Annotated in this window: 22 protein-coding genes and 1 tRNA gene; 16 read left to right on the top strand and 7 right to left on the bottom strand. The window is 65.5% G+C overall.

The window, feature by feature from the left end; genetic code table 11:
- Window positions 1-7: 7 nt before the first annotated feature.
- The 3 genes from LIX00_RS03980 (at window position 8) to LIX00_RS03970 (ending at window position 2,573) form a co-directional block, all read left to right on the top strand.
- Window positions 8-1,159, top strand: coding sequence for a metal-dependent hydrolase family protein (locus tag LIX00_RS03980; protein WP_227354893.1), 1,152 nt, complete (start codon window positions 8-10; stop codon window positions 1,157-1,159).
- Between the two features lie 51 nt (window positions 1,160-1,210).
- On the top strand, window positions 1,211-2,392 hold the full coding sequence (locus LIX00_RS03975; RefSeq protein WP_227354892.1) for a helix-turn-helix transcriptional regulator: 1,182 nt from the start codon (window positions 1,211-1,213) through the stop codon (window positions 2,390-2,392).
- Window positions 2,393-2,498: 106 nt separating this feature from the next.
- Window positions 2,499-2,573: transfer RNA gene (locus LIX00_RS03970), tRNA-Glu, on the top strand.
- Between the two features lie 207 nt (window positions 2,574-2,780).
- On the opposite strand, the gene LIX00_RS03965 is transcribed toward LIX00_RS03970, so the two are convergent.
- The 4 genes from LIX00_RS03965 to LIX00_RS03950 all read right to left on the bottom strand — a co-directional run bounded on the left by LIX00_RS03965 (window position 2,781) and on the right by LIX00_RS03950 (window position 6,867).
- Window positions 2,781-3,233, bottom strand: a complete 453-nt coding sequence (locus tag LIX00_RS03965) for a TIGR03668 family PPOX class F420-dependent oxidoreductase (RefSeq protein ID WP_227354891.1) — start codon at window positions 3,231-3,233, stop codon at window positions 2,781-2,783.
- 40 nt (window positions 3,234-3,273) lie between these two features.
- Entirely contained in the window at window positions 3,274-4,473 is a 1,200-nt protein-coding gene (locus tag LIX00_RS03960) for a pyridoxal phosphate-dependent aminotransferase (protein ID WP_368410727.1), read from the bottom strand.
- 127 nt (window positions 4,474-4,600) lie between these two features.
- Window positions 4,601-5,761 (bottom strand): M20 family metallopeptidase, encoded by a 1,161-nt coding sequence (locus tag LIX00_RS03955; RefSeq protein WP_227354889.1) that lies wholly within the window; start codon window positions 5,759-5,761, stop codon window positions 4,601-4,603.
- Window positions 5,758-6,867: a mandelate racemase/muconate lactonizing enzyme family protein gene (locus LIX00_RS03950; RefSeq protein WP_227354888.1), complete on the bottom strand. Its 1,110-nt coding sequence runs from the start codon at window positions 6,865-6,867 to the stop codon at window positions 5,758-5,760. The genes LIX00_RS03955 and LIX00_RS03950 overlap by 4 nt, the downstream gene beginning before the upstream one ends.
- Window positions 6,868-6,980: 113 nt before the next feature.
- Between LIX00_RS03950 and LIX00_RS03945 the strand changes: the two genes are divergently transcribed.
- Window positions 6,981-8,135: a hypothetical protein gene (locus LIX00_RS03945; RefSeq protein WP_227354887.1), complete on the top strand. Its 1,155-nt coding sequence runs from the start codon at window positions 6,981-6,983 to the stop codon at window positions 8,133-8,135.
- A 25-nt stretch (window positions 8,136-8,160) separates the two neighbouring features.
- On the opposite strand, the gene LIX00_RS03940 is transcribed toward LIX00_RS03945, so the two are convergent.
- Window positions 8,161-9,135 (bottom strand): LLM class flavin-dependent oxidoreductase, encoded by a 975-nt coding sequence (locus LIX00_RS03940; RefSeq protein ID WP_227354886.1) that lies wholly within the window; start codon window positions 9,133-9,135, stop codon window positions 8,161-8,163.
- A gap of 142 nt (window positions 9,136-9,277) precedes the next feature.
- Between LIX00_RS03940 and LIX00_RS03935 the strand changes: the two genes are divergently transcribed.
- Window positions 9,278-10,585, top strand: coding sequence for a purine-cytosine permease family protein (locus tag LIX00_RS03935; RefSeq protein WP_227354885.1), 1,308 nt, complete (start codon window positions 9,278-9,280; stop codon window positions 10,583-10,585).
- A 21-nt stretch (window positions 10,586-10,606) separates the two neighbouring features.
- On the opposite strand, the gene LIX00_RS03930 is transcribed toward LIX00_RS03935, so the two are convergent.
- The gene (locus LIX00_RS03930) at window positions 10,607-11,695 is read right to left on the bottom strand and encodes a TrmB family transcriptional regulator (RefSeq protein WP_227354884.1); all 1,089 of its coding nucleotides are present in this window, start codon (window positions 11,693-11,695) and stop codon (window positions 10,607-10,609) included.
- Between the two features lie 155 nt (window positions 11,696-11,850).
- Between LIX00_RS03930 and LIX00_RS03925 the strand changes: the two genes are divergently transcribed.
- The 9 genes from LIX00_RS03925 to LIX00_RS03885 all read left to right on the top strand — a co-directional run bounded on the left by LIX00_RS03925 (window position 11,851) and on the right by LIX00_RS03885 (window position 21,681).
- Entirely contained in the window at window positions 11,851-13,224 is a 1,374-nt protein-coding gene (locus LIX00_RS03925; protein ID WP_227354883.1) for an ABC transporter substrate-binding protein, read from the top strand.
- Window positions 13,225-13,258: 34 nt separating this feature from the next.
- Entirely contained in the window at window positions 13,259-14,164 is a 906-nt protein-coding gene (locus LIX00_RS03920) for a carbohydrate ABC transporter permease (protein ID WP_227354882.1), read from the top strand.
- Between the two features lie 3 nt (window positions 14,165-14,167).
- Window positions 14,168-15,067: a carbohydrate ABC transporter permease gene (locus LIX00_RS03915; protein ID WP_227354881.1), complete on the top strand. Its 900-nt coding sequence runs from the start codon at window positions 14,168-14,170 to the stop codon at window positions 15,065-15,067.
- Window positions 15,068-15,069: 2 nt separating this feature from the next.
- Window positions 15,070-16,197: an ABC transporter ATP-binding protein gene (locus LIX00_RS03910; protein WP_227354880.1), complete on the top strand. Its 1,128-nt coding sequence runs from the start codon at window positions 15,070-15,072 to the stop codon at window positions 16,195-16,197.
- A gap of 54 nt (window positions 16,198-16,251) precedes the next feature.
- Complete coding sequence (locus LIX00_RS03905; RefSeq protein ID WP_227354879.1) at window positions 16,252-17,403, top strand: ABC transporter ATP-binding protein; 1,152 nt, start codon at window positions 16,252-16,254, stop codon at window positions 17,401-17,403.
- Between the two features lie 14 nt (window positions 17,404-17,417).
- On the top strand, window positions 17,418-18,749 hold the full coding sequence (locus LIX00_RS03900; protein WP_227354878.1) for a glucoamylase: 1,332 nt from the start codon (window positions 17,418-17,420) through the stop codon (window positions 18,747-18,749).
- Window positions 18,750-18,783: 34 nt separating this feature from the next.
- Window positions 18,784-19,596, top strand: a complete 813-nt coding sequence (locus LIX00_RS03895; protein WP_227354877.1) for a sugar phosphate isomerase/epimerase family protein — start codon at window positions 18,784-18,786, stop codon at window positions 19,594-19,596.
- A gap of 36 nt (window positions 19,597-19,632) precedes the next feature.
- Entirely contained in the window at window positions 19,633-20,643 is a 1,011-nt protein-coding gene (locus LIX00_RS03890) for an NAD(P)-dependent oxidoreductase (RefSeq protein WP_227354876.1), read from the top strand.
- Between the two features lie 177 nt (window positions 20,644-20,820).
- Window positions 20,821-21,681, top strand: coding sequence for an MBL fold metallo-hydrolase (locus LIX00_RS03885; RefSeq protein ID WP_227354875.1), 861 nt, complete (start codon window positions 20,821-20,823; stop codon window positions 21,679-21,681).
- 90 nt (window positions 21,682-21,771) lie between these two features.
- Here LIX00_RS03885 and LIX00_RS03880 read toward each other — a convergent pair whose 3' ends face one another.
- A complete protein-coding gene (locus LIX00_RS03880) occupies window positions 21,772-22,515 on the bottom strand; it encodes an Lrp/AsnC family transcriptional regulator (protein WP_227354874.1) in 744 nt (247 codons plus the stop codon).
- 375 nt (window positions 22,516-22,890) lie between these two features.
- On the opposite strand from LIX00_RS03880, the gene LIX00_RS03875 reads away from it, so the two are divergent.
- Both LIX00_RS03875 and LIX00_RS03870 read left to right on the top strand, forming a co-directional pair.
- Window positions 22,891-23,328 carry a 6-pyruvoyl trahydropterin synthase family protein gene (locus LIX00_RS03875; protein ID WP_227354873.1) on the top strand — a complete coding sequence of 146 codons (438 nt, stop codon included), beginning with the start codon at window positions 22,891-22,893 and terminating at the stop codon, window positions 23,326-23,328.
- Between the two features lie 2 nt (window positions 23,329-23,330).
- The gene (locus LIX00_RS03870; RefSeq protein ID WP_227354872.1) at window positions 23,331-24,107 is read left to right on the top strand and encodes a 7-carboxy-7-deazaguanine synthase QueE; all 777 of its coding nucleotides are present in this window, start codon (window positions 23,331-23,333) and stop codon (window positions 24,105-24,107) included.
- The last annotated feature ends 4 nt before the right edge of the window (window positions 24,108-24,111 follow it).

Below are 24,111 nucleotides of genomic sequence, written 5' to 3'. Positions count from 1 at the left end.
GCCAGCCATGCTCGTACTCCGTGGTGGCGACGTGGTGGACGCCGCCGGAATCCGGGAGGCGGACGTGGCGGTCGAAGACGGGAGAATCGTCGCCGTCGGCGACGTTCCCGACGCCGACGAAGAGATAGACGCGAACGGGCGGTTCGTCGCGCCGGGACTCGTCGACTCGCACGTTCACCTGATGTTGGACGGCCGACCGGACCCGGCGTCGACGGTCGGTGAGACCGAGACGATGCTCGCCTATCGAGCGACGGCGAACCTCGCGGCGGCGCTCGAATCGGGCGTGACGACCGTCCGCGACCTCGGCGCGCCCGCGACGCTCGCCCTCGACGCGGCGCGAGCGGTCGAGGAAGGCGTCGTCGACGGCCCGCGAGTGCTCGCCTGCGGGGAGAACGTCGTGATGACCGGCGGACACGGTCACTGGTTCGGGCGGGAGGCCGACGGGCGCGCGGAGGTCAAGAAGGCGGTTCGGGAGCAGCTCAAGCGCGGGGCCGACGTGATAAAGTGCATGGCGACCGGCGGCGTCCTCACCGAGGGCGCAATCACCGGCGCGCCGGAGTTGGACGAGGAGGAACTGACCGCGCTCGTCGAGACCGCCGGCGCGAAACGCGTGCCGACGGCGGCCCACGCCCACGGGACGGCGGGCATCAAGAACGCCGTGCGCGCCGGAGTTTCGAGCGTCGAACACGGAACGTTCATGGATCGGGAAGCGGCGGAGCTCATGGCCGAACGAGGGACGTACTGGGTGCCGACCGCGAAGGCGCTCCACGGAATCGTCGACGCCGGAACGGACGCCGGAATCCCCGAGTACGCGGTCGAGAAGGCCGAAGAAACCGCCGAGGCGTTCGCGGAAGCGTTCGAGCACGCCGTCGACGCCGGGGTGTCGGTGGCGATGGGAACCGACGCCGGGACGCCCTTCAACTTCCACGGCGACATTCCGGAGGAACTCGAACTGATGGTGGAGTACGGTCTCTCGCCCGACGATGCGCTGGAAGCGGCGACCGTCAACGCCGCCGACTTGCTCGGTCTGTCGGACGTTGGATTGGTCGAGGACGGCTATCGGGCCGACCTCGTGGTGCTCGATTCCGACCCACGCGAGGACGTTACCGCGTGGCAATCGCCAACACGTGTCGTGTCGTCTGGGAGCATAGCGCGCTGACGACCGCACGTCACAAGGTCTTTTATATCCGGGCATGGACGAATTAGGTACATGAGACGGCTCCTGGCTGTCGGCCTCGTCGTGGTGCTACTCGTCGGGTCGTTTCCCGCTCTCGGTACGACTCAGAGTAGCAGCCAGGAAACTCCGCAGACGTTCACCACTCCTCAGGAGTTCGACGACGTCGAGTTTCACATCACCGTCTACGGAAACTACTCCGCGCGCTGGACGTTTCGGTACGAGAAGACGCTGAACAACGACACCGAGCGACGACAGTTCCAACAGTTCAAAGAGCAGTTCAACAACGGAGAGACGGAACTCTACACGGACTTCAAGAACAATGCGAGAAATCTCACCAAAACGGCGGCCAATCGAACGGGCCGGGGAATGGTCGCGGAGAACTTTTCGAAACGGGCCTACATCGGCGGCGGCGGCCTGAACGAAGACGCGCGGCGAGGCGTCGTCGAGATGTCGTTCAGGTGGACTTCGTTCGCGGACAACAACAAGGGGTACCGCACCATCGGCGACGTGTTCAAGGGAGGACTTTATCTCGGAGAACGGCAGACGCTCGTCATCGAACCAGCGGACGGGATGAAGTTCAAGTCCGCGGAACCGCAGGGGAAGAAGTTCCACATGACGGGGGAAACGCTCGCGGGGAGCGACACCGTCTCGTGGTCGGGGCCGCGTGAGTTCAACGACCAGCGACCGATGGTTCAGTTCACGCCGCCGCCGGACGACGGAACGACCACGACTACATCCCCGCCGAACGGCGGAGAGAATCCGCCGGGAAGCGGCGGCGAACAGCCCTCCGAATCGCCGATGATGCTGTTCGTCGCCGCCGTGGTCGTTCTCATCGGCTTGGCCGCGGTGTTCGCGTGGCGACAGGGGGGTTTCGGCTCGCTCTCGTCTCCGCCGAGCACTCCCGGCGGCGGTGGCGGCGGCGGTGGTTCCGCGCCGGCGACGGCGAGTAGCAACTCCGCCGAACCCGCGGTGAGCGACGAGGAGTTGTTGACCGACGAGGCGCGCGTGAAGAAACTGCTCCGCGAAAACGGCGGACGGATGAAGCAGGTGAACATCGTGGAGGCGACGGGCTGGTCGAAATCCAAGGTGAGCATGCTCCTCTCGGAGATGGAAGACGACGGCGACATCAGCAAACTCCGGGTCGGCCGCGAGAACATCATCAGCCTCGACGGTCACGAGCCCGACGCCGCCGGCTCGCCGCTCGACCGGGAGTGACCGTTTCTTCCCTCCGAGCGCGAACCCCTGCCAGCACGTGTCAATTTGGGCCACGGCGCGGCGAAAACGCAACTGTTAAACGGTCCCTACGACTATCGAAAAACGCGCTCCGTTGGTGTAGTCCGGCCAATCATCTTGCCCTCTCACGGCAAGGACCAGGGTTCAAATCCCTGACGGAGCATTTTCCGAGTGTAACGAGGAAAAGCGGACGCTCAGGGGTTCGAATTACGGAAGAGGCAGTCTCGCCGGAGGCGAGGAAGCGTCTTCCGGTTGTTCAAATCCCTGACGGAGCACTCCTTCTTTCCCTCCGATTTCTCCCGGTTTTGAGCGGTGGCAAGAGACGAATCTCGAAGCCTCCCGAGGGCAATCACGCTTCGACGTCGGGGGGTCACCTCCGATTCCGGTCGTTCGACGACGGTCGGAGATTCCCCCACGAGACGACCGTTCGCGGGTCGAGAACGACGAGTGGTCGGTCCTCCAATCGGTGGTCGTCGTACTGGGGGTACTTCGTTCGGAGCGAGGAAACGGCCGAAGCGAACGTCGAATCGCGGGGCTCTCGAATCGAGGCTTCGCCGCGAATCTGCACCCACCCCAACCGCGACCAGTCGTCGGAGTAACGATCGACTACGACCGCGGCGCGCGGGTCGTGCCGGACGTTTCGTACCCGCGTCAGCGCGTCCGCGTCGACGGATTTCGGTTTTTCGTCGATCGGGGAGACGAGTCGGTCGCCGACGAGCGCGAAACAGATCGGGACGACGTGCGGCCGTCCATCACGGTCGACGGTCGCGAGGCGGGCGACGCGCGCGTTCGATACGAATCGGCGTTCTCGTTCGGAGTACATACGAATACGAACGCGGTGCTCTGTACCGAGCGTTTCGCCGCTATCCTCGCTCCGCCGTCACCATCGCCTCGATGCGATCGAGGCCGAGTTCGATGCGTTCCAAACCGGTCGCGAAGCTGAGTCGCAGGTACCCTTCGCCCGCGTCCCCGAATCCGTCCCCCGGCGCCGTCACGACGCCGTAATCGTAGAGCAACCGTTTTGCGATCTCGAAGCTCGACCCGTCGAGCGCGCTCACGTCGACGAAGGCGTAAAACGCCCCCTTCGGACGGGGGCACGAAATATCGGGGATGTCGGCGATCCGGTCGACGACGTAGTCGCGGCGCGTCTCGTACGCGTCTTTCATCGCGCGGATCGGCTCCTGCGGTCCCGTGAGCGCCGCGATCGCCGCGTGCTGCGAAACGCTCGGCGCGCACGCCGTCGTGCTCTCGTGCGTGACCGTGGCGGCCCGAACGACGTGCTCCGGTCCGGCCAACCAACCCAATCGCCAACCCGTCATCGCGTACTTCTTCGAACACGAATTCACGCTCACGACGGCGTCCGAGTGCGCGGTGTCCGCGGCGACGCTCCGGGGCGAACCGTCGAAGATGAGTCCCTCGTAGACCTCGTCGGCGATGACGTACGCGTCGTGTGCGGCCGCCGCCTCGACGACGGTTTCGAGTCGGTCGCGGTCGTACACGCGACCGGTGGGATTCGACGGCCTGCAGACGATCACCGCCGCGGTCTCGTCGGAGATGGCGTCGGCGACGGCGTCGGCGTCCAAATCGAATCCCCGCTCCGCTGGCAGCGGCACGTACACCGGTACTCCCCCCGCGAGACGAATCTGATTTCGATAGTTCGGCCACGCGGGAGTCGGGACGACCACCTCGTCGCCGGGCGAGACGACGGTTTGGAGCGCGAGGTACAGGGCCTCCATCGCGCCGTTGGTGATCGTGATCTCCCGACGGGGGTCGAACTCGACCCCGTTTTCCGTGGCCGTCTTCGCCGCCACCGCCTCCCGAAGCTCCGGAAGACCCGCGTTCGAGGTGTAGTGCGTAGCGCCGGCGTTCGCGGCGTCCGCCGCCGCTTCCACGATGTGCGTCGGCGTATCGAAGTCGGGTTCCCCTATCTCGAAGTGGACGAGATCCTCGTCGGCGACCTCCAGCGCCAGGTCGTACATCACGCGGATCTTCGAGCGGTCGATGGCGCTTACTCGCTCCGAAAGGCGCGAATCGGAGCGCGAGTGTGGCTGCTCCCCGTTCATCGTGGTCGTGCGTTCGTCGTTCGAAAGCAAGTACGTTGGTGCCGCCGGTCCGAACCGACGCCCCGCCGAGACCGACCGTTCGAGGTCGAACGGCGACATGGACTCGGAAAACGCTCGAAATCCCGTTTCAGGCGAGCAAGCGGCGGATCGCCGACTCGTAAACGCGGGCCGTCGTGACCACGTCGTCGACGGCGACCGATTCGTCGACCGTGTGGGCGTCCTCCTCGATGCTCCCGGGACCGAACAGCACCGTCGGAATCCCCGCGTCGCGGATCAGAAATCGCGCGTCGGTCGCCGCGTCGAACCCGACCGCGTCGGCGTCCGCGTCCGAATCCCGCGCAGCCTCGACGACGGTCGCGGCGAGGGGATGGTCGGACGGGATCTCCGCCGCGCGAGCGAACACGAGACGCTCGGAGGAAACGTCCACTTCCGTCCCGTCGACCGACAGGCCGTCGAGCGCGCTCTCGATTCTGCGATCGAACGCGTCGACCGACCCGTCGCGTCCGGGGAGCGTCCGCCAGTCGACCGTGGCGACGACGCGGTCGGGAACGACGTTCGGCCCGATTCCGCCGTCGATCTCGGTGACGGTTATCGTTTCGGGCGCCAACAGCGAATGCGACGTCGTCCGGCGGACGTCCGGGTCGAGTTCTTCGATTCGGTCGAGCGCACGACGCATCCCGGTGATGGCGTTCACGCCGCGATCCGGTCGGCCGGAGTGGGCGCTCTTCCCCCGGACGGTGAGTCGGTACCGCGCGACGCCCTTCTGTGCGACGCACACGTTCAGATTCGTCGGCTCGCCGATGATCGCGTAGTCGGCCGCGATTCCCCGATCGACGAGCGCTCGCATCCCCGCGCCGTTCCACTCCTCGTCGACGACGAACGCGAGGACGACCTCCCCGTCGACCGCGCCGTCGGCGAGCGCCGATTCGGCCGCGAGCACCTTGGCGGCGAGGGCGGCTTTCATATCGGACGCGCCCCGGCCGACGAGTCGCCCCGCGTTCCGACGGAGCGCGTACGGGTCGCCGGTCCACTCGTCGGGGGTCGCGGGAACCACGTCCGTGTGGCCGGCGAGGAGCACCGTTCCGCCGTCGGCGTCGCCGGCGCGAGCGACGACGTTCGGACGGTCGGGTTCGACCTCGTACCGCTCGACGTCGAACCCGACCGGCGACGCTCGAAGTCGCTCCGCGAGGAAGTCGGCGACCGCGCGCTCGTTTCCGGGGGGATTCTCGCTCGCCCGCTCGACCAGTTCCGCGGTCAACTCGACCAGTCGTTCCTCGTCGACGCTCATGGTTCGATTTCGGTAACGTCGCTGCGGAGCGACCGCAGCTTCGTTCGGTCGACCCGCACGCCGAGGCCGGGGCCGGAGGTTTCGATTCGCGGAACGTCCGCGCGCAGGTCGGTGATTCCCTCGGTCGTCATGAAAGGGCCGACCATCTCGTTCCAGATCACGTTCTCGAAGGCCGACGCGAAGTGAATTCCCGCGGCGGTTCCGACGTGTCCCTCGACCATCGACCCCAACTGCGTCGGACGGTCGTCCGCCTCGGCGACCGCGTTCAGTCGGACCGCCTCGGCGATGCCGCCGGTCTTCATCAGTTTGATGTTGAAGACGTCGCCCGCCCCTCGCTTTATCAGGTCCAACGCGTCGGTCGCCGTTTCGACGCTCTCGTCGGGCATGACCGGGACGTCGAGTCGGTCGCGGAGGAAGGCGAGGTCGCTCACGTTCTCCTTGGCGACGGGTTGTTCGATCACGTCGAGGTGGTGGGCCATTCCGGCGAGCGCCTCTACGGCCGTCTTCGCGTCGCCCCATCCCTGATTCGCGTCGGCTTTCAGGCTGGTTTCGTCGGGAACGGCCGCCGCGATAGCGGTCACGCGTTCGATATCCGTCTCCGGGTCGCGTCCGAGCTTTATCTTCAGTTGGTCGTAACCCTCGTCGACGGCGGCCGCGGCGTCGGCCGCCATCTCGTCGGGAGGTTTGATGCTGAGAACCTTCGGGACGGTGAGCGTCGGCTCTTCGGCGTTTCCGCCGAGCAATCGGTACAGCGGTTGCTCTGCCGCCTTTCCGCGGAGGTCCTGAAAGGCGATTTCGAGCGCCGCGTGCGCGCTCGGCGCACCGTCGACGAGCGCCCGCATCCGTCGAACGAGGCGTTCGACCGCCAGCGGATCCTCGCCGAGAACGGCGGGGGCCAGCACGTCCGCGAGGACGGCGGCGGTCGAGCCCTGCGTCTCGCCGGTCACCTCGTACGCGGGTGCGCCCTCGCCGACGCCGGTGAGTCCGACGTCCGTCTCGACTTCGACCAGCACGCGTTCGAGGGCGGGAATCGGCCGGAGCGCGGTGACGAACGGCTCTTCCAGCGGTATCTCGAACCGGTGGATCGCTACGCGAGTGATCTGCATGCGCGTGGTACGGCGGAGTGGGTCATCAACTTGGCGCGCTCCGAGCCGTTCCGTCGGAGACGTATCGGAACGATTCGAGAAAACGATAAGCGACGCGCTGGCGTCCATCCAACATGGACTTCGCGTTGTGGGCGTACCCGTGGGACGTGCTCGACGAGGGCGTCGACGCCGTCGTCGAGCGACTCGACGACATCGGCATCACGGAGATCAACCTCGCCACGAACTACCACGCCGTTCAGGCGTTCCTCCCGCACAACCCCGCGCGGAAGACGTTCTTCGCGCGGGCGAGCAGTTACTTCCGGCCGGACGCGGAGTACGCCGATCTGAAACCGGTTCCGAACGAGACGATGGGCGATGGCGATTGGGTTCGTGAGATAGTCGACGGCGTGGAGGGGTCGGAGGTGTCGCTCAACTCGTGGACGGTCGGTTGTCACAACTCGCGGCTGGGACTGCGCCGTCCGGAGGCGACGATTCGAACGCCGTTCGGGGATTCGCTCGCGTTCGGACTCTGTCCCGCGAATCCGACGGTTCGGCGGTATCTCCTGGACGTTCTCGGAGAGCTCTCGGCGCTCGGCGCGTTCGACCGCATCGAACTGGAGTCGTTCGATTACATGTACGGAACCGGGTTCGGCTGGCACCACCAGAAAATCCACGCCCGACTCGGCACCCTCGGGGAGTTCCTGTTCGGGCTCTGCTTTTGCGACCACTGTCGGGAGAACGCCGCGAACGACGGTGTGGACGTCGACCGCGCCCGCCGCGCGTGCCGAGAGGCGATTCTGCGATTGGCCGAGGGCCGCCTCCCGTCGACCGTCGACCCCTACGGCTGGCTCGCCGCGCACCCCGAAGTCGAGGGATACGCCGACGCGCGCACGGACGTTCTGACGACGCTGTTCTCGGACTGTCGGGCGGTCGTCGACGCGAAGATGGGCTACTACGTCGGCCTGCTCGACGTCGAAGACGCGTGGATGCAGGGTGCCGACTTGGCGCGACTGGCCGACTCGCTCGATTACTACACCGTTATCGCGTACGAGTCGTCGGGAACCGCGGCCGCGGACCGACTTCGAGTGGCCGACGATCTGACGCCCGACGTTCCGCTCCACGCGGGACTGCTACCCGGCCACCCAGCGGTTCGCGACGCCGCGACCGTCCGAGAACTGGTCGACGCGGTCGTCGACGCCGGGGCCGAGCGCGTCTCGTTCTACAACTACGGGCTGCTACCGGAGCGCAACTTGGACTGGATACGGGAGGCGATCAGCGAATACGCGTAGCGCGGCGCGGCCGAGGCGAGCCTCGTTACCGGAACTGCGGCATCACGTCCTCCCCGAACCGACGGATACTTTCGAGCGCCGCCGACTGCTCCATCCCCGGGAACTGCGTTCGGAAGATGAGGTGGTCGACGCCGATATCGCGGTAGCGCGCGACCTTCTCGGCGACTTCGTCCGCCGTCCCGACCAGAACCTGCGCTTCGACGTCCTCCCACGTCGGTCGTCGTCGGAACTCGGGGTTCCCCCACTTGATGTACTTCTCGTGGAGGTCGAACATGTACGGTTCGAGCGCCTCCCGGGCGGCGTCGGTGGATTCGCCGACGTACCCGTCCACCATGATCGTGACCGACGCGTCGTCCGGGTCTTTCCCCGCTTCCGCCACCGCCTCGCGGTAGCGCTCGATATCGTCGGCGAGCGTCTCCGGGACGGTGACGGCGGCGGTAAAGCCGTCGCACCGGTACGCCGCCCGCTTTATCGCGACGGGCGAACTGCCGCCGCCCCAGAGCCGCGGTCGCGGCTTTTGAACCGGTCGGGGTCGAACGAACGCGTCGTCGAACCGGAAGTACGCCCCGTCGTGGCTGAATCGCTCCCCCTCCAGCAACCGCTTCACGATATCGATGCTCTCCAAGAATCGCGGAACGCGGTCGTCCATCTCGACGCCGAAGTTGCGAAGTTCGCTCTCCCGGTAGCCCAACGAGACGCCCCACCGCGTTCGTCCGTCGATCAGGTGGTCGAGCGCCGTGATTCGCTCGGCGAGGTGAATCGGGTGGTAGACGGGCAGGATGAGGATGTTCGCCATGAGATCGAGGTCGTCGGTTCGCGCGCCGAGCGCGGAGAGGAAGGTCAGCGGTTCGTAGAACCCCTCCTCGTAGAAGTGTCGCTCGCCCACCGCGGCGGTGTCGTATCCCAGTTCTTCCATGAGCGCCGCCTGTTCGAAGGCGTCCTCGAACGCGAAGGGGTGGCGCTCGTCGCCGTACTGGTTGAGGTAGATCCCGAATTCCATGCGAGGAGTAGGCGGGATAGAACCTAAAGGATGACTCAAAATTGCTTCGGTTCCACACCCTCTCCGGATTATTTTTTGATATTGGTTGGGAAATTGGCGAAATAAACAAAATGCTTACAACCATGCCAGACAATCACAAACTATGGGGTTTATCGAAACGGAGGGGATCGACGTCATCCCCGAGGAAAACAGAACGAGGGGGTTCTGGAAGATCTTCACGATATGGGCGGGGTTCGCGATCGTCATCACGAATTTCCTGCTCGGATCGCTCACCCTCGGCGCAGGAGTGCTCGCCGGCCTCGCCGCAGCGGTGATCAGCATCGTCCTCATCGGGGTGCTGGTGTACTTCGGAACGAAGATAGCCGCGGCGGAAGGCACGGCCGGAACGACCGCGATGCGCGCGCCGTTCGGCGTGCGAGGACGGGTAATTCCCTCCCTCGCGATGGTCATCGCGACGGTCGGGTGGTTCGGCGTCCAGACCGGAATCGTGGCGCAGAGTTCGAAGGCGATACTGGCGAACTTCGGCGTCGACGTCTCGTTCGCGCTTCTCGCTGGCGTACTGGGCGTCCTCATGGCTTCGGTCGCCGTCTTCGGTTACCGGTGGATCGAGTGGTTGAACCGGCTCGCCGTACCGATAATGACGGTTCTCCTCGCGCTCGTCGTCTACCAAATCGTGACCCAGTACTCCGTCACCCTGAGCGGCGCGGGCGGCGGACGGCTCAGCTTCTGGGCGGCGCTGAACATCTTTCCGGCCGCGACCGCGGCGTTCCTCATCGTCGCGATGGACTACGGACGGTACGGTAATCCTCGGCGACCGGAAGGTCCGGGCTGGGGAGCGGCGCTCGCGTGGGTCATCTTCGGCATCGTTCTCGCCGGTATCGGCATCCTCGCCGCCGCGGCCGCCGGGACGTGGAACCCGGTGACCATCATGGTCGAACTCGGCCTCGGCTCGCTGGGACTCGTCCTGCTGATCGCCGGGTCGTGGACGACGAACGTCACCAACGTCTACGCCGGCGGTATCGCGCTCTCACAGATAACGGGGTGGAATCGAGTGTACATGACGACGGTCACCGGTCTCATCGGAACGATCCTGGCGATCGCGGGCATCTTCAGCTACGGGGGAATCCTCGGTTTCCTCGAGGCGCTCACCGTAACGCTCGTCCCGACGACGGGGATTTTGCTCGTTCACTACTACTTGCTCGAACGCGACTTCGACGCGAGCGACCTGTTCGAGCGAGGCGGTCGGTACTGGTACCTCCGCGGGTGGAATCCCGCGGCCGTCATCGCCTGGACCATCGGCGCGGCGTACGCGATCCAAGCCCCGGACTGGCTCGTTCCCGCGCTCTCGAGCGCCGCGATCGCCGGCGGGATATACTACGCGATCAAGTCGCCGGTCGACGCCTGGATCGCCCGGCGAACGCCGACGAGGGCGACGGAGACCGCCGACTGAAAACCGGTTCTCAGAGCGCCGTCAGGCGTCGTCGAACCGCACAGACTCGATGACAACCCGCTCGGCCTCGATATCCTCGAGGATCGCTCCCCACCCGCCGATGCCGTACTCGCCCTCGTCCGTCTCCAGCACGAGCGTCGCCTGCCCGGCCAAACTGGAGAGCGACGGCGTCGCACCCTCGTCGGCCTCCGGGTTCGCGTAGAGGACGTCGGTCACGCGCCCCCGGAGGTCGTGGGTCCGCTTCCGCCCGGCGTCCTTACCGCGGACGGACGCGTCGATGATCGCGCCGTCGGCCAAGAGCGGGGCGATATCGCGGATGCACTCCCGGATGTCGACGTACTCGGCCGGGAGGCCGTCGTCGCGGGTCGTGTAGAAGACCGGCCACGACTCCCAGAGCGCCGCCTGAAAGTACCAGTGGAAGACGTACGTCAGCGTCGTGTCCTCGAACACGACGCCGAACTGTCCGACCGGCCGCATGTGGGGGGCGTAACACGTCACTTCCCGGTCGACCAGCACGAGGAACGGCGCCGGGAGGTCCCTGTGCCGGGCTTCGGTCACGACGCCGCGCATCTCGTCGTCGGTCGGCGGGGAGGACGGCTGTTCTGGCGACGTGTTGAACGAGACCGTGACGAACACGTCGTTCTCGACGGCGGTACGGAGCGCCGGCTTCAGACGGTCGAACTGGCCGGGTCGGATCGAGAGTTGTACCTGATTTTCCGCGTCCCGTATCGCCAACTCCGCCCGTTCGAGCACCGTCTCGACCCGCTTGAGGACGCTGATTCGGTGGCCGCCCACGCCCGTCTTCTGCCACCGCTCCCTGATCTCCTCCGCCGTGTCGCTCAGCACCTCCGCGCGCGCCTGCAGTTCCTCGAATATCTCCGTCGGGTCCCGCGCGCGGGCGCGCAACGAATCCTGTTCGTACGTCTCGACGTACCCCTCGTCTTCGAGGTCGCGGAGGATGTCGTAGATTCGCGACCGCGGAACGTCGGCCTTCTCGGCCAAGTCCGTCGCCGCCGCGCTCCCGAGTTCGAGGAGCGTGACGTACGCCTTCACCTGGTACTCCGACAACCCCGCTTCCATGAGCCCGTCGCGCAACTCCGCTTCGTTCATTCGTCGCACCCTCGCGTCTCCACCGATAAAGGTTCCCAGAAATCGCGCGGCGGAATCATAAACGTTCGTTCATACACAACCATATTCACTACAGTATCAACTCAGAGGGCAAATTTTATATATTTTGTCTATGAACCTTGGTGCGAAGCCATACCATGACAGACGACATCGACGCGGCCTCGAAATCCCGACGTAACGTTCTCAAGGCGGTCGGCGGGGCCTCCGTTGCGACGTCCCTCGCGGGGTGTCTCGGAAGCCTCTATGGTGGTGGCGACGACGGAACGCAGGGGAAGAAGGGCGGCAACAAGGGCGGTAACGGAGGGTCGTCGATAACGTTCTGGACGACGCAGGTCGAGAACGACCGGCAACAGGTCATCAAGGAGCTCATCAAGGGGTACGAATCGAGCCACGGGACGAACGTGCAGATGCGAACCGTGAAGGAGGACGAACTTCCGACCCGCATCTCCTCCGCGCGGGCGTCGAACACGCTTCCGACCGTCGCGGAGTTCGGCCTCTCCCCGATGCAGAAGTTGGGTAGCGGCGGACTGCTCTCGAAGAGCGCAGCGAAGGACGTCATCGACTCCATCGGCAGGGAGAAGTTCTACGACGGCGCTCTCGAACTCACCCGCGCCCCCGGCGGCGGCCACTACGCCGTGCCGATGCACGGCTGGGTGCAGGGCTTCTGGTACCGCAAGAGCGTCCTCGAGGAGAACGGTCTGAAACGACCCACGACGTGGGACGCGCTGTTGAACGCCGCGAAGACCCTCCACAAGCCGAACGAGAATCAGTTCGGCGTCGTCGTCGGGACGAAAAAGACCTCGTTCGCTCGCCAGTGTTTCACGCCCTTCGCGCGGTCGAACGGCGCGCGCGTGTTCGACAAGCAGGGCAAAATCGTCTTCGACAGCAAGGAGATGATCGAGGCGCTGGAGTTCTACGGCAAGTTGGCCCAGTACACGCCGCCGGGAAAGGACACGTGGAAAACCGCCAACCACACGTACCTCAACGAGCAGTGTCACCTCGTCGAGTACTCGTCGTACCTCATGGGAGACGCCGCGAAGGCGGGGTCGAAGATGGTGAAAGACACCGGATTCGCGCCGCACGTCGAGAAGAAGCGCAAAAGCTCCTTCGGACAGGTCGTCACGCTCAGTCACTTCAGCTCCGCGTCGAAACAGAAGCTCGAGGCCGGAAAGAAGTACGCCGAGTACCTCATGACCGGCGACCACTACGTCAAGTGGCTCCACATGGCCCCCGGCGGGATGAACCCCGTGCTCAAACCGACCGCCCAGAGCGAGCGGTTCAAAAACGACGAGACGCTGAAAGCGTGGGGGTCGACCCTCAAGGACATCTCCGGCGCGTTCGAGAACATCGAGCGGTTCGGCTACGTCGAGGGGAAATCGTTCCCGAAACTGGGTCAGATCACGAACAAGTATCTGATCGCCGAGGCCGTCTCCCGCGTCGCCTCCGGCGACGACGCCGCCACCGTCGCCAAGGAGCAGGCGAAGAAGATGCGCGAGGCGGTCGGGCAGTAGCCGATTCGCCGCCCGCCAGCGGTGACTTTCATCAATGTCAACGAAAACTACGTCGAAACTGTTACCCGACGGAGAGTACACGATAGAGCAGAAAGAGGCCATTCTCGGTTACTTGCTCATCGCGCCGGCCATCGTGCTCGTCGCCGCGGTCATCCTGTACCCGGTGGCGTACAACGTCTACCTGAGCTTCACGCGGGTTCCGATATCGCCCGCCGAATCGCCGACGTGGGTCGGACTGAGCCACTACGAGACGCTCTTTTCGAGCGCCGCGTTCTGGTCGGCGCTGAAGAACACGGTCGTCTTCACGTTCTTCAGCGACAGCCTCGCCACCGTCGGCGGACTCGCCGTCGCGCTCCTGTTCAACCGCCAGTTCCGGGGTCGACGGGTCGTCAGAGGGCTCATGTTGCTCCCCTACGTCGCGCCGCTCATCGCGGTGGCGTACATCTGGCAGTGGCTGCTCGATCCGCTGTACGGGCTGGCCCCGTACCTGTTGACCAACGTTCTCGGCTGGTCGAGCGGGCAACTCGACCTGCTCAACAACGCGGAGACCGCGCTGCCGATGGTCGTCCTGTTCGACGCGTGGCGGTACTTCCCCTTCGCCTTCCTCATGATAATCGCGCGACTGCAGGCGATTCCGTCGGACATGTACGAGGCGGCGAAGATAGACGGGGCCGGACGGCTCGCGCAGTTCAAGGACATCACGCTCCCCGAACTGAAGTACGTCCTCGGCACCGTGTTCCTCCTGCGCTGGATATGGAACTTCAACAAGTTCGCGGACATCTGGCTGCTGACGCGGCAGGTGCAGACGCTGCCGATCTACGCCTACCAGACCGCGTTCGCCAACTACAACCAGGGGCAGGCCGCCGCCATCGCGATGGTGCTGTTCCTCGCCCTCATGGGGTTCGTCCTCGTGTACGTCAGCTGGATATTGGAGTGGTGATACATGATAGAAACGATTTACACGACGACGGTCGACGGATTCAAGAGCGCGTTCGGACGCAATCACATCGAGACGAGTCGGTGGGAACGGCTGGTGTTCTACCTCTCGATAGCGGTGACGCTGTTCGTCTCCCTGTTCCCGTTCTACTGGATGGTGATGACGAGCTTCATGAACGAGAGCGCCATCTACTCGCTACCGCCGACGCTCGTCCCGCGGGACCTGACGCTCAAACACTACGAGAGCGTCTTCAGTCCGCAGACGTTCCCGTTCGTGACCTACTTCAAGAACAGCCTCATCATCTCGGTGATCACCGGCGGCCTGTCGGTCGTCGTCGCCACGTTCGGCGCGTACAGCTTCGCGCGGCTGGAGTACCGCGGCCGGGGACTGTTCTCCCGCGGGGTGCTCCTCGTCTACATGTTCTCCGGCATCCTGCTCGTCGTCCCGCTCTTCCAGATCGTCGTCTGGCTCGGGCTGGTCGACAAGCCGGGGAGCCTCATCATCACGTACCTCGTCCAGACGCTCCCGGTGTCGCTCTACATGCTCGGGAACTACTTCCGGAGCGTCCCGCCGGAGATAGAGGAGGCCGCGATGATGGACGGCTACTCGCGGCTCGAAGTGATATTCCGAATCACGCTCCCGCTCTCGGCGCCGGCCATCGTCGCGGTGTTCATCTACACGTTCATGATCGCCTGGAACGAGTACCTCTTCGCCAGCATCTTCCTCCGGAGCCAGAGCAACTACACGCTCCCCATCGGGCTCGAAGCGCTCTCGACTGGGTTCCATCAGGTCTGGGGGCAGATCATGGCCGCGTCGCTGATGACGAGCATCCCGATCATCGTCATGTTCGTCTACCTCGAAAAGTACATGGTCGAGGGCTTGACCTTCGGCTCGGTGGAGGGGTGACGATGGCGGCGAACGCACACGTCGACCGGAACGCCGCCGACGAATCGAACGAGGCGGCGGGCATCTCGCTCGACGGCCTTCGGAAGGAGTACGGCGGTATCGTCGCCGTCGACGACCTTTCGCTCGAGGTCGAATCCGGCGAGTTCCTCGTCCTGCTCGGCCCGTCCGGCTGCGGGAAATCGACGACGCTCCGGATGATCGCCGGACTCGAAACGCCGACGGCCGGCACCATCGACATCGGCGGCGCGGACGTCACCAGAACCCTCCCCCAGAAGCGGGAGCTCTCGATGGTGTTCCAGAGCTACGCGCTCTACCCCCACAAGACGGTGCGGGAGAACCTCGCGTTCCCGCTCGGGAAGATGGACCTCTCGAAGGACGAGAAGGAGCGGAAGATAGAGGAGACGGCCGAACTGCTGGAGATCGGCGACCTGCTCGACAAGAAGCCCGGACAGCTGTCGGGCGGCCAGCGCCAGCGCGTCGCGGTCGGGCGGACGATAATCCGCGAGCCGAAGGCGTTCCTGTTGGACGAACCGCTGTCGAACCTCGACGCGAAACTGCGCGTCCAGACGCGGTTCGAAATCCGGGAACTCCAACAGCGGCTCGGCACGACGACGGTGTACGTCACCCACGACCAGGAGGAGGCGATGAGCGTCGCCGACCGCATCGCGGTGATGAACGACGGGGAGCTCCAGCAGGTCGGCACGCCAGAGGAGATCTACAAGCGACCGACCAACGAGTTCGTCGCCGGCTTCATCGGCAACCCGCCGATGAACTTCTTCGACGTGGACGGCGGCCGGGATGCGCGTCTCTTCCCCCACGGCGAGCCGGTCTCGCTCGGAACGTCGCTCCCGGCCGGCGCGGACACCGTCGGCATCCGCCCGGAGAACGTCCACCTGACGGACGGCGGACGAACGGGGTCGAACGCGGCGTACGGCGAATCGTTCGAGTGCGAGGTCGCCGTCGTCGAACCGCTCGGGAACGCGTACGAACTCGCGCTGGTTCGAGGCGGCTCGCGGTTCACCGCGCGGCTGCGCGACCTTCCCCCCGGGCTCTCCGAGGGGGACCGCGTCGACGTCGCCTTCGATATCGACGAACTGCACGCGTTCGACGACGGGGAGGCGGTGCGATGAGCGCTCGCGTACGCCGGTCGAACGACGAGACGACGAACCCGCGAGGTGATACCGATGGCGACGCTTGAAATGAACGGTCTCACGAAGATCTACGACGACGCACAGGGCCGGGAAACCGCCGTCGATGACCTCGAACTCGCCGCCGAGGACGGCGAGTTCGTCGTCTTCGTCGGTCCGTCCGGCTGCGGGAAATCGACGACGCTCCGGATGATCGCCGGACTCGAAACCGTCACGTCGGGAACGATAGAAATCGGCGACCGGGAGGTGCAGGAGCTAGCGCCGAGCGAACGTTCCCTCGCGATGGTGTTCCAGAGCTACGCGCTCTACACCAAGATGACCGCCCGGGAGAACATCGAGTACGGCCTCAAACACTCGACCGACCTCGACGCGACGGCGCGGGAGGAGAAAGTCGAGGACGTTGCGTCCTTGCTCGACATCACCGAACTGCTCGACGACCTCCCCGACGAGATGAGCGGCGGGCAGAAACAGCGCGTGGCGCTCGGCCGCGCCATCGTCCGCGACCCCGACGTGTTCCTGCTCGACGAACCGCTGTCGAACCTCGACGCGAAACTGCGGGCGCGGATGCGGACGGAGCTTCAGCACATCCAGGACGACCTCGGCGTGACGACGGTGTACGTCACGCACGACCAGACGGAGGCGATGACGATGGCCGACCGCATCGCCATCATGGACGACGGGAAACTCCAGCAGGTGGCGCCGCCGGAGACCGCGTACGACCACCCGGTGAACGAGTTCGTGGCGACGTTCCTCGGCAGTCCGTCGATGAACACCTTCGCCGCCCGCGTCGACGCGTCGGGCGGCGAGGCGGCGCTTCGACGGGAGGGGGTCGCGTTCGCCACGCTCCCCGCCGACTCGGTTCCCCGCGACGACGGGGCGGAGGTGCGCGTGGGGCTGCGACCCGAGGACCTCCGAGTCGACGCGGCCGCCGACTCGGCGACGTTCGAGGCGACCGTGACCGTCGCCGAGTACCAAGGCAACGACAACTTCCTCCACCTCTCCGCCGCCGATCAAAATCTCACCGCGCGGGTACCGCCGGACGTGTACCCGAACCCGGGCGAGACGGTCGGCGTTTCGGTCGACCCCGCCGACGTCTACCTCTTCGACCCCGGGTCGAAGCGAGCCCTGAAGACCAGAGGTACCGCCGCACAGTCGCACGAAGAACGGCCCCTCACGCGATCCGAATGAGCGATAATCGATCCATGACCGACGATTCAGTTCAGCAGGCGAGCGCCGTCGAACAAGTCCCCGACCACATCCTGACGCCGGAGTTCCACCTCGACGTGTTGGACGAGTTGGTGTACCCGGCGGAGCGTCGCGGCGCGGTGCCGCTGGCCAGTTCGCCCGACAACCGATACCCGTACGCCTATCCGCGCGACATCGCCTCGATAACGCGGGCGTGGTTGACCGCGGTCGAAGCCGACGTTCGGCCTGACGACTGCACGCGACGCATCCTCGACGCGGCCAGATTCGTGCTCGCCGTCCAAGACGAGACCGGCGCGTGGCAGCAGCGATACGCGCTCGACGGGACGGACAAGAGCATCTACGTTCAGGAGGACAACACCGGACACGGGCTGCGCGTCCTCGCGCACGCGCTCCTCGCCCTCGACGCGACCAACTCGACGGAGGCCGTCGACGACGACTTTTACGCGACCGCCGTCGACGCCGTCGAGCGCGCCGTCCCGTTCGTCCGGGACGAACTGTTCGACCCGAACGCGCAGTTGGTCGAGAGCACGACGAGCATCCACGAGGGCCGCATCGAGTCCGGCTACACGCTGTGGGTGAACTGCACCTTCGTCGCCGCGCTTCGATCGACGGTCGACGCGCTGTCCACCCTCCGCGAGACGCCCGCCGTCGTCGACGCCGTCGAGGAGTTCCGAACGCGACTGGAAGGCGGCGTGCGACGGGCGTTCACGAGCACGCGGCACGTCCCCCGTCGGTACTCGCCGACCGGCGATATCGACGCGCGGCCGGATATCACCCTGCTCGCACCCTACTACTTCGGCCTCGACGACCTGTTCGGCGCGAGCGTCGAGGAGGCCGCCGAACGGGCGGTCGCCGCGCTCGACGACCCGGAACTCGGGGGGCTCCAGCGGTTTCTCGGGTTCTACCGCGACTACGAGGTGCAACAGCACGGCGGGAACGGACCGTGGATGCAGTACACGGCGTGGCACGCGCAGTATCGGTTCGACCGCGGCGAGGTCGAGCGCGGGGACGCCGTCCTCGAAACCATCGCCCGGTACGCCGACGATTCGGGCCACATCCCGGAACACCTGACGACGCGCGACCGCTTCGAGTCGTTCATGGAGAACGAGTGGCACACGAGGCGGGACTTCGAGAAGGAGTTCGACGAGGAAGTGCTCCGGGACGTGCCCTTCGACCTCGTGGTCGAGGAGTTGGGGCACATGAAGGACGCGTACCGCGACCTCGCGGAGCAGACGGCCGAGCGGAACGTCGTCAGCTTCGCGCTGCCGCTGGCGTGGAGCCACGCCGAGTTCCTGACCGCCCTGCTCCGCCGAGCGGACGCGCGGTGAGACGCGAACCGAACCCACCCGACATCACCCACTCATGAACTACGGACTGAACCAAGCCGGCTTTCCGACCGACGACTTCGAACGAACGTGCGACATCGTCTCGGCCGCGGGCTACGACGGCGTCGAACCGAACTACACCGCGGACGGCGAAATCACGACCGACGCCGGCCGCCGGAAGATGAAACGGGCGGCGGCGGCGCACGACCTCGCCATCCCGGCGGTCTCGACCGTGCGCCACTGGGAGTACCCGCTGTCGAGCGCCGACGACGAGGCGCGGGAGCGAGGTATCGAAATCGGAAAGGAGATGGTGGACGCCGCGGCGACCCTCGGCGCGGACGAGGTGCTCGTCGTCCCGGCGGTGGTCGAACCGTCCGCCGACTACGACGCCTGCTACGACCGGGCGCTCGACGCCGTGCGCGAACTGGTCCGGTACGCCGCCGAGCGGGACGTCCGCGTCGCCGTCGAGAACGTCCAGAACGACTTCCTCTACTCCCCGTCGGAGTTCAGCCGATTTCTGGACGCCGCGGCCGACGCCGGGCCGGTGACCGCGTACTTCGACGTCGGCAACGGCTTTCGGTGGGGGCTCCCCGACCGATGGATACGCGAACTCGGGGGGCGCATCTCCAAGGTACACGTCAAGGACTGGCTCACGGACGCGCACCGACCGACGTACCCGCTGCAGGGCGATATCGACTGGGAGAGCGTCGTCGACGCGCTCGCGGACGTCGGGTACGACGGGTGGATAACCGCCGAGGTGCCGCCGTACCCCTCGCACCCGGAGCGGATGCCGCCTCAGGTGCTCGAAAACGTGCGATATCTGTTCGACCGCGGAGAATCCGAAGCGTAAACTCGAATCACAGGAGACACAGGAGGATACACACCGATGTCACGCACCATCGTCGTCGACCCGCTGTTCGAAGACGTCTGGCCCCTCGCGGCGGACCATCTCCGCCGGCTCTGGGAACGCGACGGGCCGGTCGAGTTCGTCCGCTTGAACGACCAACGGGAGACGCCCCTGACGGACGCCGTCGCCGACCCGAGCGGCGTCACGCAACTCGTCTCGCTGGGCGCGAGGGTGGACGATACGCGGCTGTCCGCCTTCTCGAACCTGCGCGAAGCGTTCGTGATGACCACGTCGATGTACTCGGCGGACGGGACCGTCGCGGCCGCGCTCGAAGACCGCGGGGTGACCGTCCACGACCACACGAACGAGGGCTTCTGGAGCGAGTCCGTGTCCGAGTTCGGCATCGCGCTGACGATAAACGCGCTCCGAAAGCTCCCCCAGAAGTACCGGGGGATGATCGAGAGCCACGACCCGTGGGACCTCGACCAACTCGACAACGAGATTCCGGAGGCCAGGGGCCACCAGTTCGCCGACGACCCCGCGTTCGTGAACGGTACGGTCTCGGGCAAACGCGTTCGCGTCGCGGGCGTCGGCAACATCGGCAGCCGCTACGCGAGCGTCGCCGACTTCCTCGGCGCCGACGTCGCCGCCTACGATCCGTACGCCGACGAGCCCTGCTTCCACCGCTCGGGCGCGCGGCGGGTGTACGACCTCGACGCGCTCGTCCGCGACGCGGAGGTATTCGCGCCGACCGTGCCGCTCACCGAGGCGACGCGGGGGCTGATCACGGCCGACCACATCGACCGCCTTCCGGAGGGCTGTCTGGTCGTCCTCATCACGAGGGCGGGCGTCTGCGACACGGCGGCGCTTCGGGAGCGCGTGCTCGCCGACGAACTCCTCTTGGCCGCGGACGTGTGGGACGAGGAGCCGCTGGCGCTTGACGACCCGCTCCTCGGCCGGGACAACGTCGTTCACACGCCGCACATCGCGGGGCGGACCGAGGACGCGAACCGGCGGTGGGCGGAGCGTCTCGTCGCGCACTTCGGCTGAAGGGCGGCCGCCAACCGCGAGTCTCCTCGTCCGCGCTCTCGTCGCGTCCGCGGGTTCGTCGACGGCGGCGAAATCCGCGACCCGTGCAACGTCGCTCCGACGTTTGCGAGCGACCGCGGGGCGGAGTAGTTGGATGGCTAGCACAACGCTAAGAAACGGCGTACCGAAGCGTCCGATATGGACCGAACGCTCGAGCTTTCGCCCCCGCGGACGGACGACGTGGACCTCGAAAGCGGCTCGATATTCTTCGTCGGAACCGCCACCCTGATCGTTCGCTACGCCGGATTCGCGATTCTGACCGATCCGAACTTCCTCCACAGCGGCGACCACGTCCACCTCGGATACGGTATCACCTCGAAGCGAAGAACCGACCCGGCCATCGATATCGAGGAGTTACCGCCGGACATCGATTTCGTGCTCCTCTCGCACTATCACGGGGACCACTTCGATCGCGTCGTCGAGGAGAAACTCGACCGGAGCCTTCCTATCGTGACGACGCACCACGCTGCCGGCGAACTCGCGGACGAGGGATTCCACGAAACGTATCCGATGGACACGTGGGAGAAAACGCGCGTTCGGAAGGGAGAAACGGAACTCACCATCACGGCGATGCCGGGGACTCACGCGCCCGGTATCCTCTCGAAGGCGCTCCCCCCGGTGATGGGGAGCATGCTCGAGTTTCGAGCGGACGAGGAACGAACGCTTCTGCGGCTCTACATCACGGGCGATACGCTCGTGTACGATAAACTGAAAGCGATTCCCGAGCGATACCCGCACATCGATATCGCGCTCTTACACCTGGGCGGGACGAAGATCCTCGGCATCCTGTTGACGATGGACGCGGAACAGGGCGTCGAGGCCGTGAAACTGTTCGACGCGGACACCTCGATTCCGATTCACTACAACGATTACGAGGTCTTCCGGTCGCCGCGCGCCGACTTCGAGGACGCGATCGCGGAAGCGGGGCTCGAAGACCGAGTTGCGTACCTCGACCACGGCGACACCTACACGTTCGAAATACCCGCGAATCGGCGATAGCGGTGCGATACTCGGTACCGTTCCGGAGCGGTTCACCGGGTACGGGGGAGCGATGCCGTTTCCACCGGCCCGATTCCCTCGTTCCGCGCGTTATTCCCCCACGAACTCCCGCAGAACGTCGTCCGAAACGCCCTCCCTGGAGAACACCGTCACGACGTCGTCCGGGCGAATCCACGTGCTTCCCTTCGGAGTGAGGACCGTATCGTCGCGCTCGATGGCGATGATGAGGAGTTCGTCGCCGATGAGCCCTTCCCGTCCCGCCTCCTTCAGCGTCTTGTTGGCGATCGGCGCGTCGGAGTCGATCACCAACTCGACGACGTCCGCCTCGCCGGAGAGGCTTACGAGGTCGGCCATGGAGACGTGACCCCGTCGTTCGTCCGGTCCGAACTGGTGATAGGGGTGGAACCGCTCGTTCTGGACGAGGTTTTCGTTCTCGATTTCGAGTCCGCGATTCGAAAGCTCGTTCGCGATGCGGGAGAGGTCGCTCGTGTCCTCGCTCACCGCCTTGACCTGTAGATTCCCCCGCCCGGTCATGAGTTCGCGGACGTTCACGACGCCGGGGATGTCGAGGATACTCTGCGCGAGTCCCTCCCGACTCGGAACCTCCGCCGTGCAGGTGAACAGACTCGTCAACCTCCCGTCGACGCGCTCGAAATCGATGTTCGCGTGGAACCCGGTGATGATTCCGTGTTCCCGCATCTTCTGCACGCGATTCCGTATCGTCCCGGCCGAGACGCTCACTTCGTCGGCTATCTGGGGCGCGGAGGTGTCCCGAGCGTTCTGCATCAGTCGGTAGATAATCCGCTTGTCGATTTCGTCGAGCCGATATCCCATGGCTCGATTTAATCAGAGACGCGCTAAACCGTTTTTCGTCCCCGGTTCCGCGACCGACTCCCCCGCGGACGATCGGTCGTCGAGGAGCGTGGACGGGATACACCTTCCGACCGCGCTGAAAATCGTCCGTGAACTCCCCTGACGAAGACGGACGACGGTAATCCACGCTTGCATTTGCAGCCACAAGCGACAGCCTTCTTTCCGACGAAAATTAAACCATGCTCTCGGTGCTCGCACCCATTCGGTCGGTGCTTCGCTCGGCCATCAACCTCGTCATCGCGATAATCACGCTTCCGCTCCGAATCCTGCGCCGGCTGCTGTAGCCGGCGCGTTCGGAGTGGTACCGTTTAAGTATTCTCTCGATAAGCTTCGGGTATGTCCGAGCCTATACTGGAATCACCGCACGAACGAACCCTCCACATCGGACGCGACCGACCGATTCGCATCAGTTCCGGCCACCGGTTGCTCCACCACGACGGAAAATGTAGCAGGCCGCACGGCCACAACTACGAAATCGAGGTAACGGTCGTCGGCGAACTCACGGACGAGGGATGGGTCGTCGACAAGGGAGATATTACCGCAGTCATCTCCGAGTGGGACCACCGGTTCCTGCTGGAGGCGGGCGACCCGCTCGTCGAAGCGTTCGAGCGAAGCGGCGATTCCGACGCCGTCGTCCTCTTCGACGCGCCGCCGACGGCGGAAGTGATGAGCATCGAACTCGAACGCCGACTCCGCGCGGAACTGCCGGACACCGTCTCCGATGTTGCGGTGCGGGTCAGCGAAACCGCGGAACTCTGCGGCGGCCCGATTTGACCATGCCGGTGAACGCCGACGCGAAGGAGAGGACGGGGACGGAAACGGACTCCGGCGAACCGTCGCTCCCCGTCAACGAACTGTTCTACTCGCTTCAAGGCGAGGGGAAACTGGTTGGCACGCCGAGCGTCTTCGTCCGAACCAGCGGTTGTAACCTCCGGTGTTGGTTCTGCGACTCGTACCACACCTCGTGGGAGCCGACCCACGCGAGGATGACGCTCTCCGAAATCCTCGCGGAGATAGAATCGCACGACGCGAACCACGTCGTCGTCACGGGCGGCGAACCCCTGGTTCACGACGAGTGCGTCGCCCTCCTCGACCGACTCGCGGAGGCCGGCTACCACACCACGGTCGAAACGAACGGCACGATATTCAGGGACGCGCCCATCGACCTGGCGAGCGTCAGCCCAAAACTCGCCTCCTCGACGCCGACCGCCGAGAGGGACCCGAAAGGAGACGGCGAGTGGGCGGCGCGCCACGAAGCGCGGCGAATCGACGCGGCGGCGTTGGCGAAGTTCGCGGACGCCTACGAAACGCAGTTGAAGTTCGTCGTCACGGACGACTCCGACCTGAGGGAGGTCGACCGGCTCGTTTCGCGGATTCGCGACGCCGCCGACGCGACCGTCCGAGACGCGGACGTGCTCCTGATGCCGGAAGGCGCGACCCGAGACCGACTGGACGAGACGCGCGACCGAGTCGCCGAATTGGCGATGGAGCGCGGCTACAGGTACACGCCGCGACTGCACGTCGACCTCTGGAACGACGCACCCGGAACCTGAACGC

Source organism: Haladaptatus salinisoli (assembly GCF_020614375.1).
GTDB lineage: Archaea > Halobacteriota > Halobacteria > Halobacteriales > Haladaptataceae > Haladaptatus > Haladaptatus salinisoli.
The sequence above is the reverse complement of the archived record's forward strand: the minus strand, read 5'-3'. Positions and strand labels throughout refer to the sequence as shown.

What these genes read in the sequence shown, in the direction of transcription:
- LIX00_RS03935 (WP_227354885.1), top strand. Translation starts at nt 9,278, where the DNA reads ATGGGGTTTATCGAAACGGAGGGGATCGACGTCATCCCCGAGGAAAAC.
- LIX00_RS03880 (WP_227354874.1), bottom strand. Translation starts at nt 22,515, where the DNA reads ATGGGATATCGGCTCGACGAAATCGACAAGCGGATTATCTACCGACTG.
- LIX00_RS03875 (WP_227354873.1), top strand. Translation starts at nt 22,891, where the DNA reads ATGTCCGAGCCTATACTGGAATCACCGCACGAACGAACCCTCCACATC.
- LIX00_RS03925 (WP_227354883.1), top strand. Translation starts at nt 11,851, where the DNA reads ATGACAGACGACATCGACGCGGCCTCGAAATCCCGACGTAACGTTCTC.
- LIX00_RS03980 (WP_227354893.1), top strand. Translation starts at nt 8, where the DNA reads ATGCTCGTACTCCGTGGTGGCGACGTGGTGGACGCCGCCGGAATCCGG.
- LIX00_RS03965 (WP_227354891.1), bottom strand. Translation starts at nt 3,233, where the DNA reads ATGTACTCCGAACGAGAACGCCGATTCGTATCGAACGCGCGCGTCGCC.
- LIX00_RS03905 (WP_227354879.1), top strand. Translation starts at nt 16,252, where the DNA reads ATGGCGACGCTTGAAATGAACGGTCTCACGAAGATCTACGACGACGCA.
- LIX00_RS03870 (WP_227354872.1), top strand. Translation starts at nt 23,331, where the DNA reads ATGCCGGTGAACGCCGACGCGAAGGAGAGGACGGGGACGGAAACGGAC.
- LIX00_RS03955 (WP_227354889.1), bottom strand. Translation starts at nt 5,761, where the DNA reads ATGAGCGTCGACGAGGAACGACTGGTCGAGTTGACCGCGGAACTGGTC.
- LIX00_RS03920 (WP_227354882.1), top strand. Translation starts at nt 13,259, where the DNA reads ATGTCAACGAAAACTACGTCGAAACTGTTACCCGACGGAGAGTACACG.
- LIX00_RS03940 (WP_227354886.1), bottom strand. Translation starts at nt 9,135, where the DNA reads ATGGAATTCGGGATCTACCTCAACCAGTACGGCGACGAGCGCCACCCC.
- LIX00_RS03950 (WP_227354888.1), bottom strand. Translation starts at nt 6,867, where the DNA reads ATGCAGATCACTCGCGTAGCGATCCACCGGTTCGAGATACCGCTGGAA.
- LIX00_RS03910 (WP_227354880.1), top strand. Translation starts at nt 15,070, where the DNA reads ATGGCGGCGAACGCACACGTCGACCGGAACGCCGCCGACGAATCGAAC.
- LIX00_RS03915 (WP_227354881.1), top strand. Translation starts at nt 14,168, where the DNA reads ATGATAGAAACGATTTACACGACGACGGTCGACGGATTCAAGAGCGCG.
- LIX00_RS03930 (WP_227354884.1), bottom strand. Translation starts at nt 11,695, where the DNA reads ATGAACGAAGCGGAGTTGCGCGACGGGCTCATGGAAGCGGGGTTGTCG.
- LIX00_RS03890 (WP_227354876.1), top strand. Translation starts at nt 19,633, where the DNA reads ATGTCACGCACCATCGTCGTCGACCCGCTGTTCGAAGACGTCTGGCCC.
- LIX00_RS03885 (WP_227354875.1), top strand. Translation starts at nt 20,821, where the DNA reads ATGGACCGAACGCTCGAGCTTTCGCCCCCGCGGACGGACGACGTGGAC.
- LIX00_RS03895 (WP_227354877.1), top strand. Translation starts at nt 18,784, where the DNA reads ATGAACTACGGACTGAACCAAGCCGGCTTTCCGACCGACGACTTCGAA.
- LIX00_RS03960 (WP_368410727.1), bottom strand. Translation starts at nt 4,473, where the DNA reads ATGAACGGGGAGCAGCCACACTCGCGCTCCGATTCGCGCCTTTCGGAG.
- LIX00_RS03975 (WP_227354892.1), top strand. Translation starts at nt 1,211, where the DNA reads ATGAGACGGCTCCTGGCTGTCGGCCTCGTCGTGGTGCTACTCGTCGGG.
- LIX00_RS03900 (WP_227354878.1), top strand. Translation starts at nt 17,418, where the DNA reads ATGACCGACGATTCAGTTCAGCAGGCGAGCGCCGTCGAACAAGTCCCC.
- LIX00_RS03945 (WP_227354887.1), top strand. Translation starts at nt 6,981, where the DNA reads ATGGACTTCGCGTTGTGGGCGTACCCGTGGGACGTGCTCGACGAGGGC.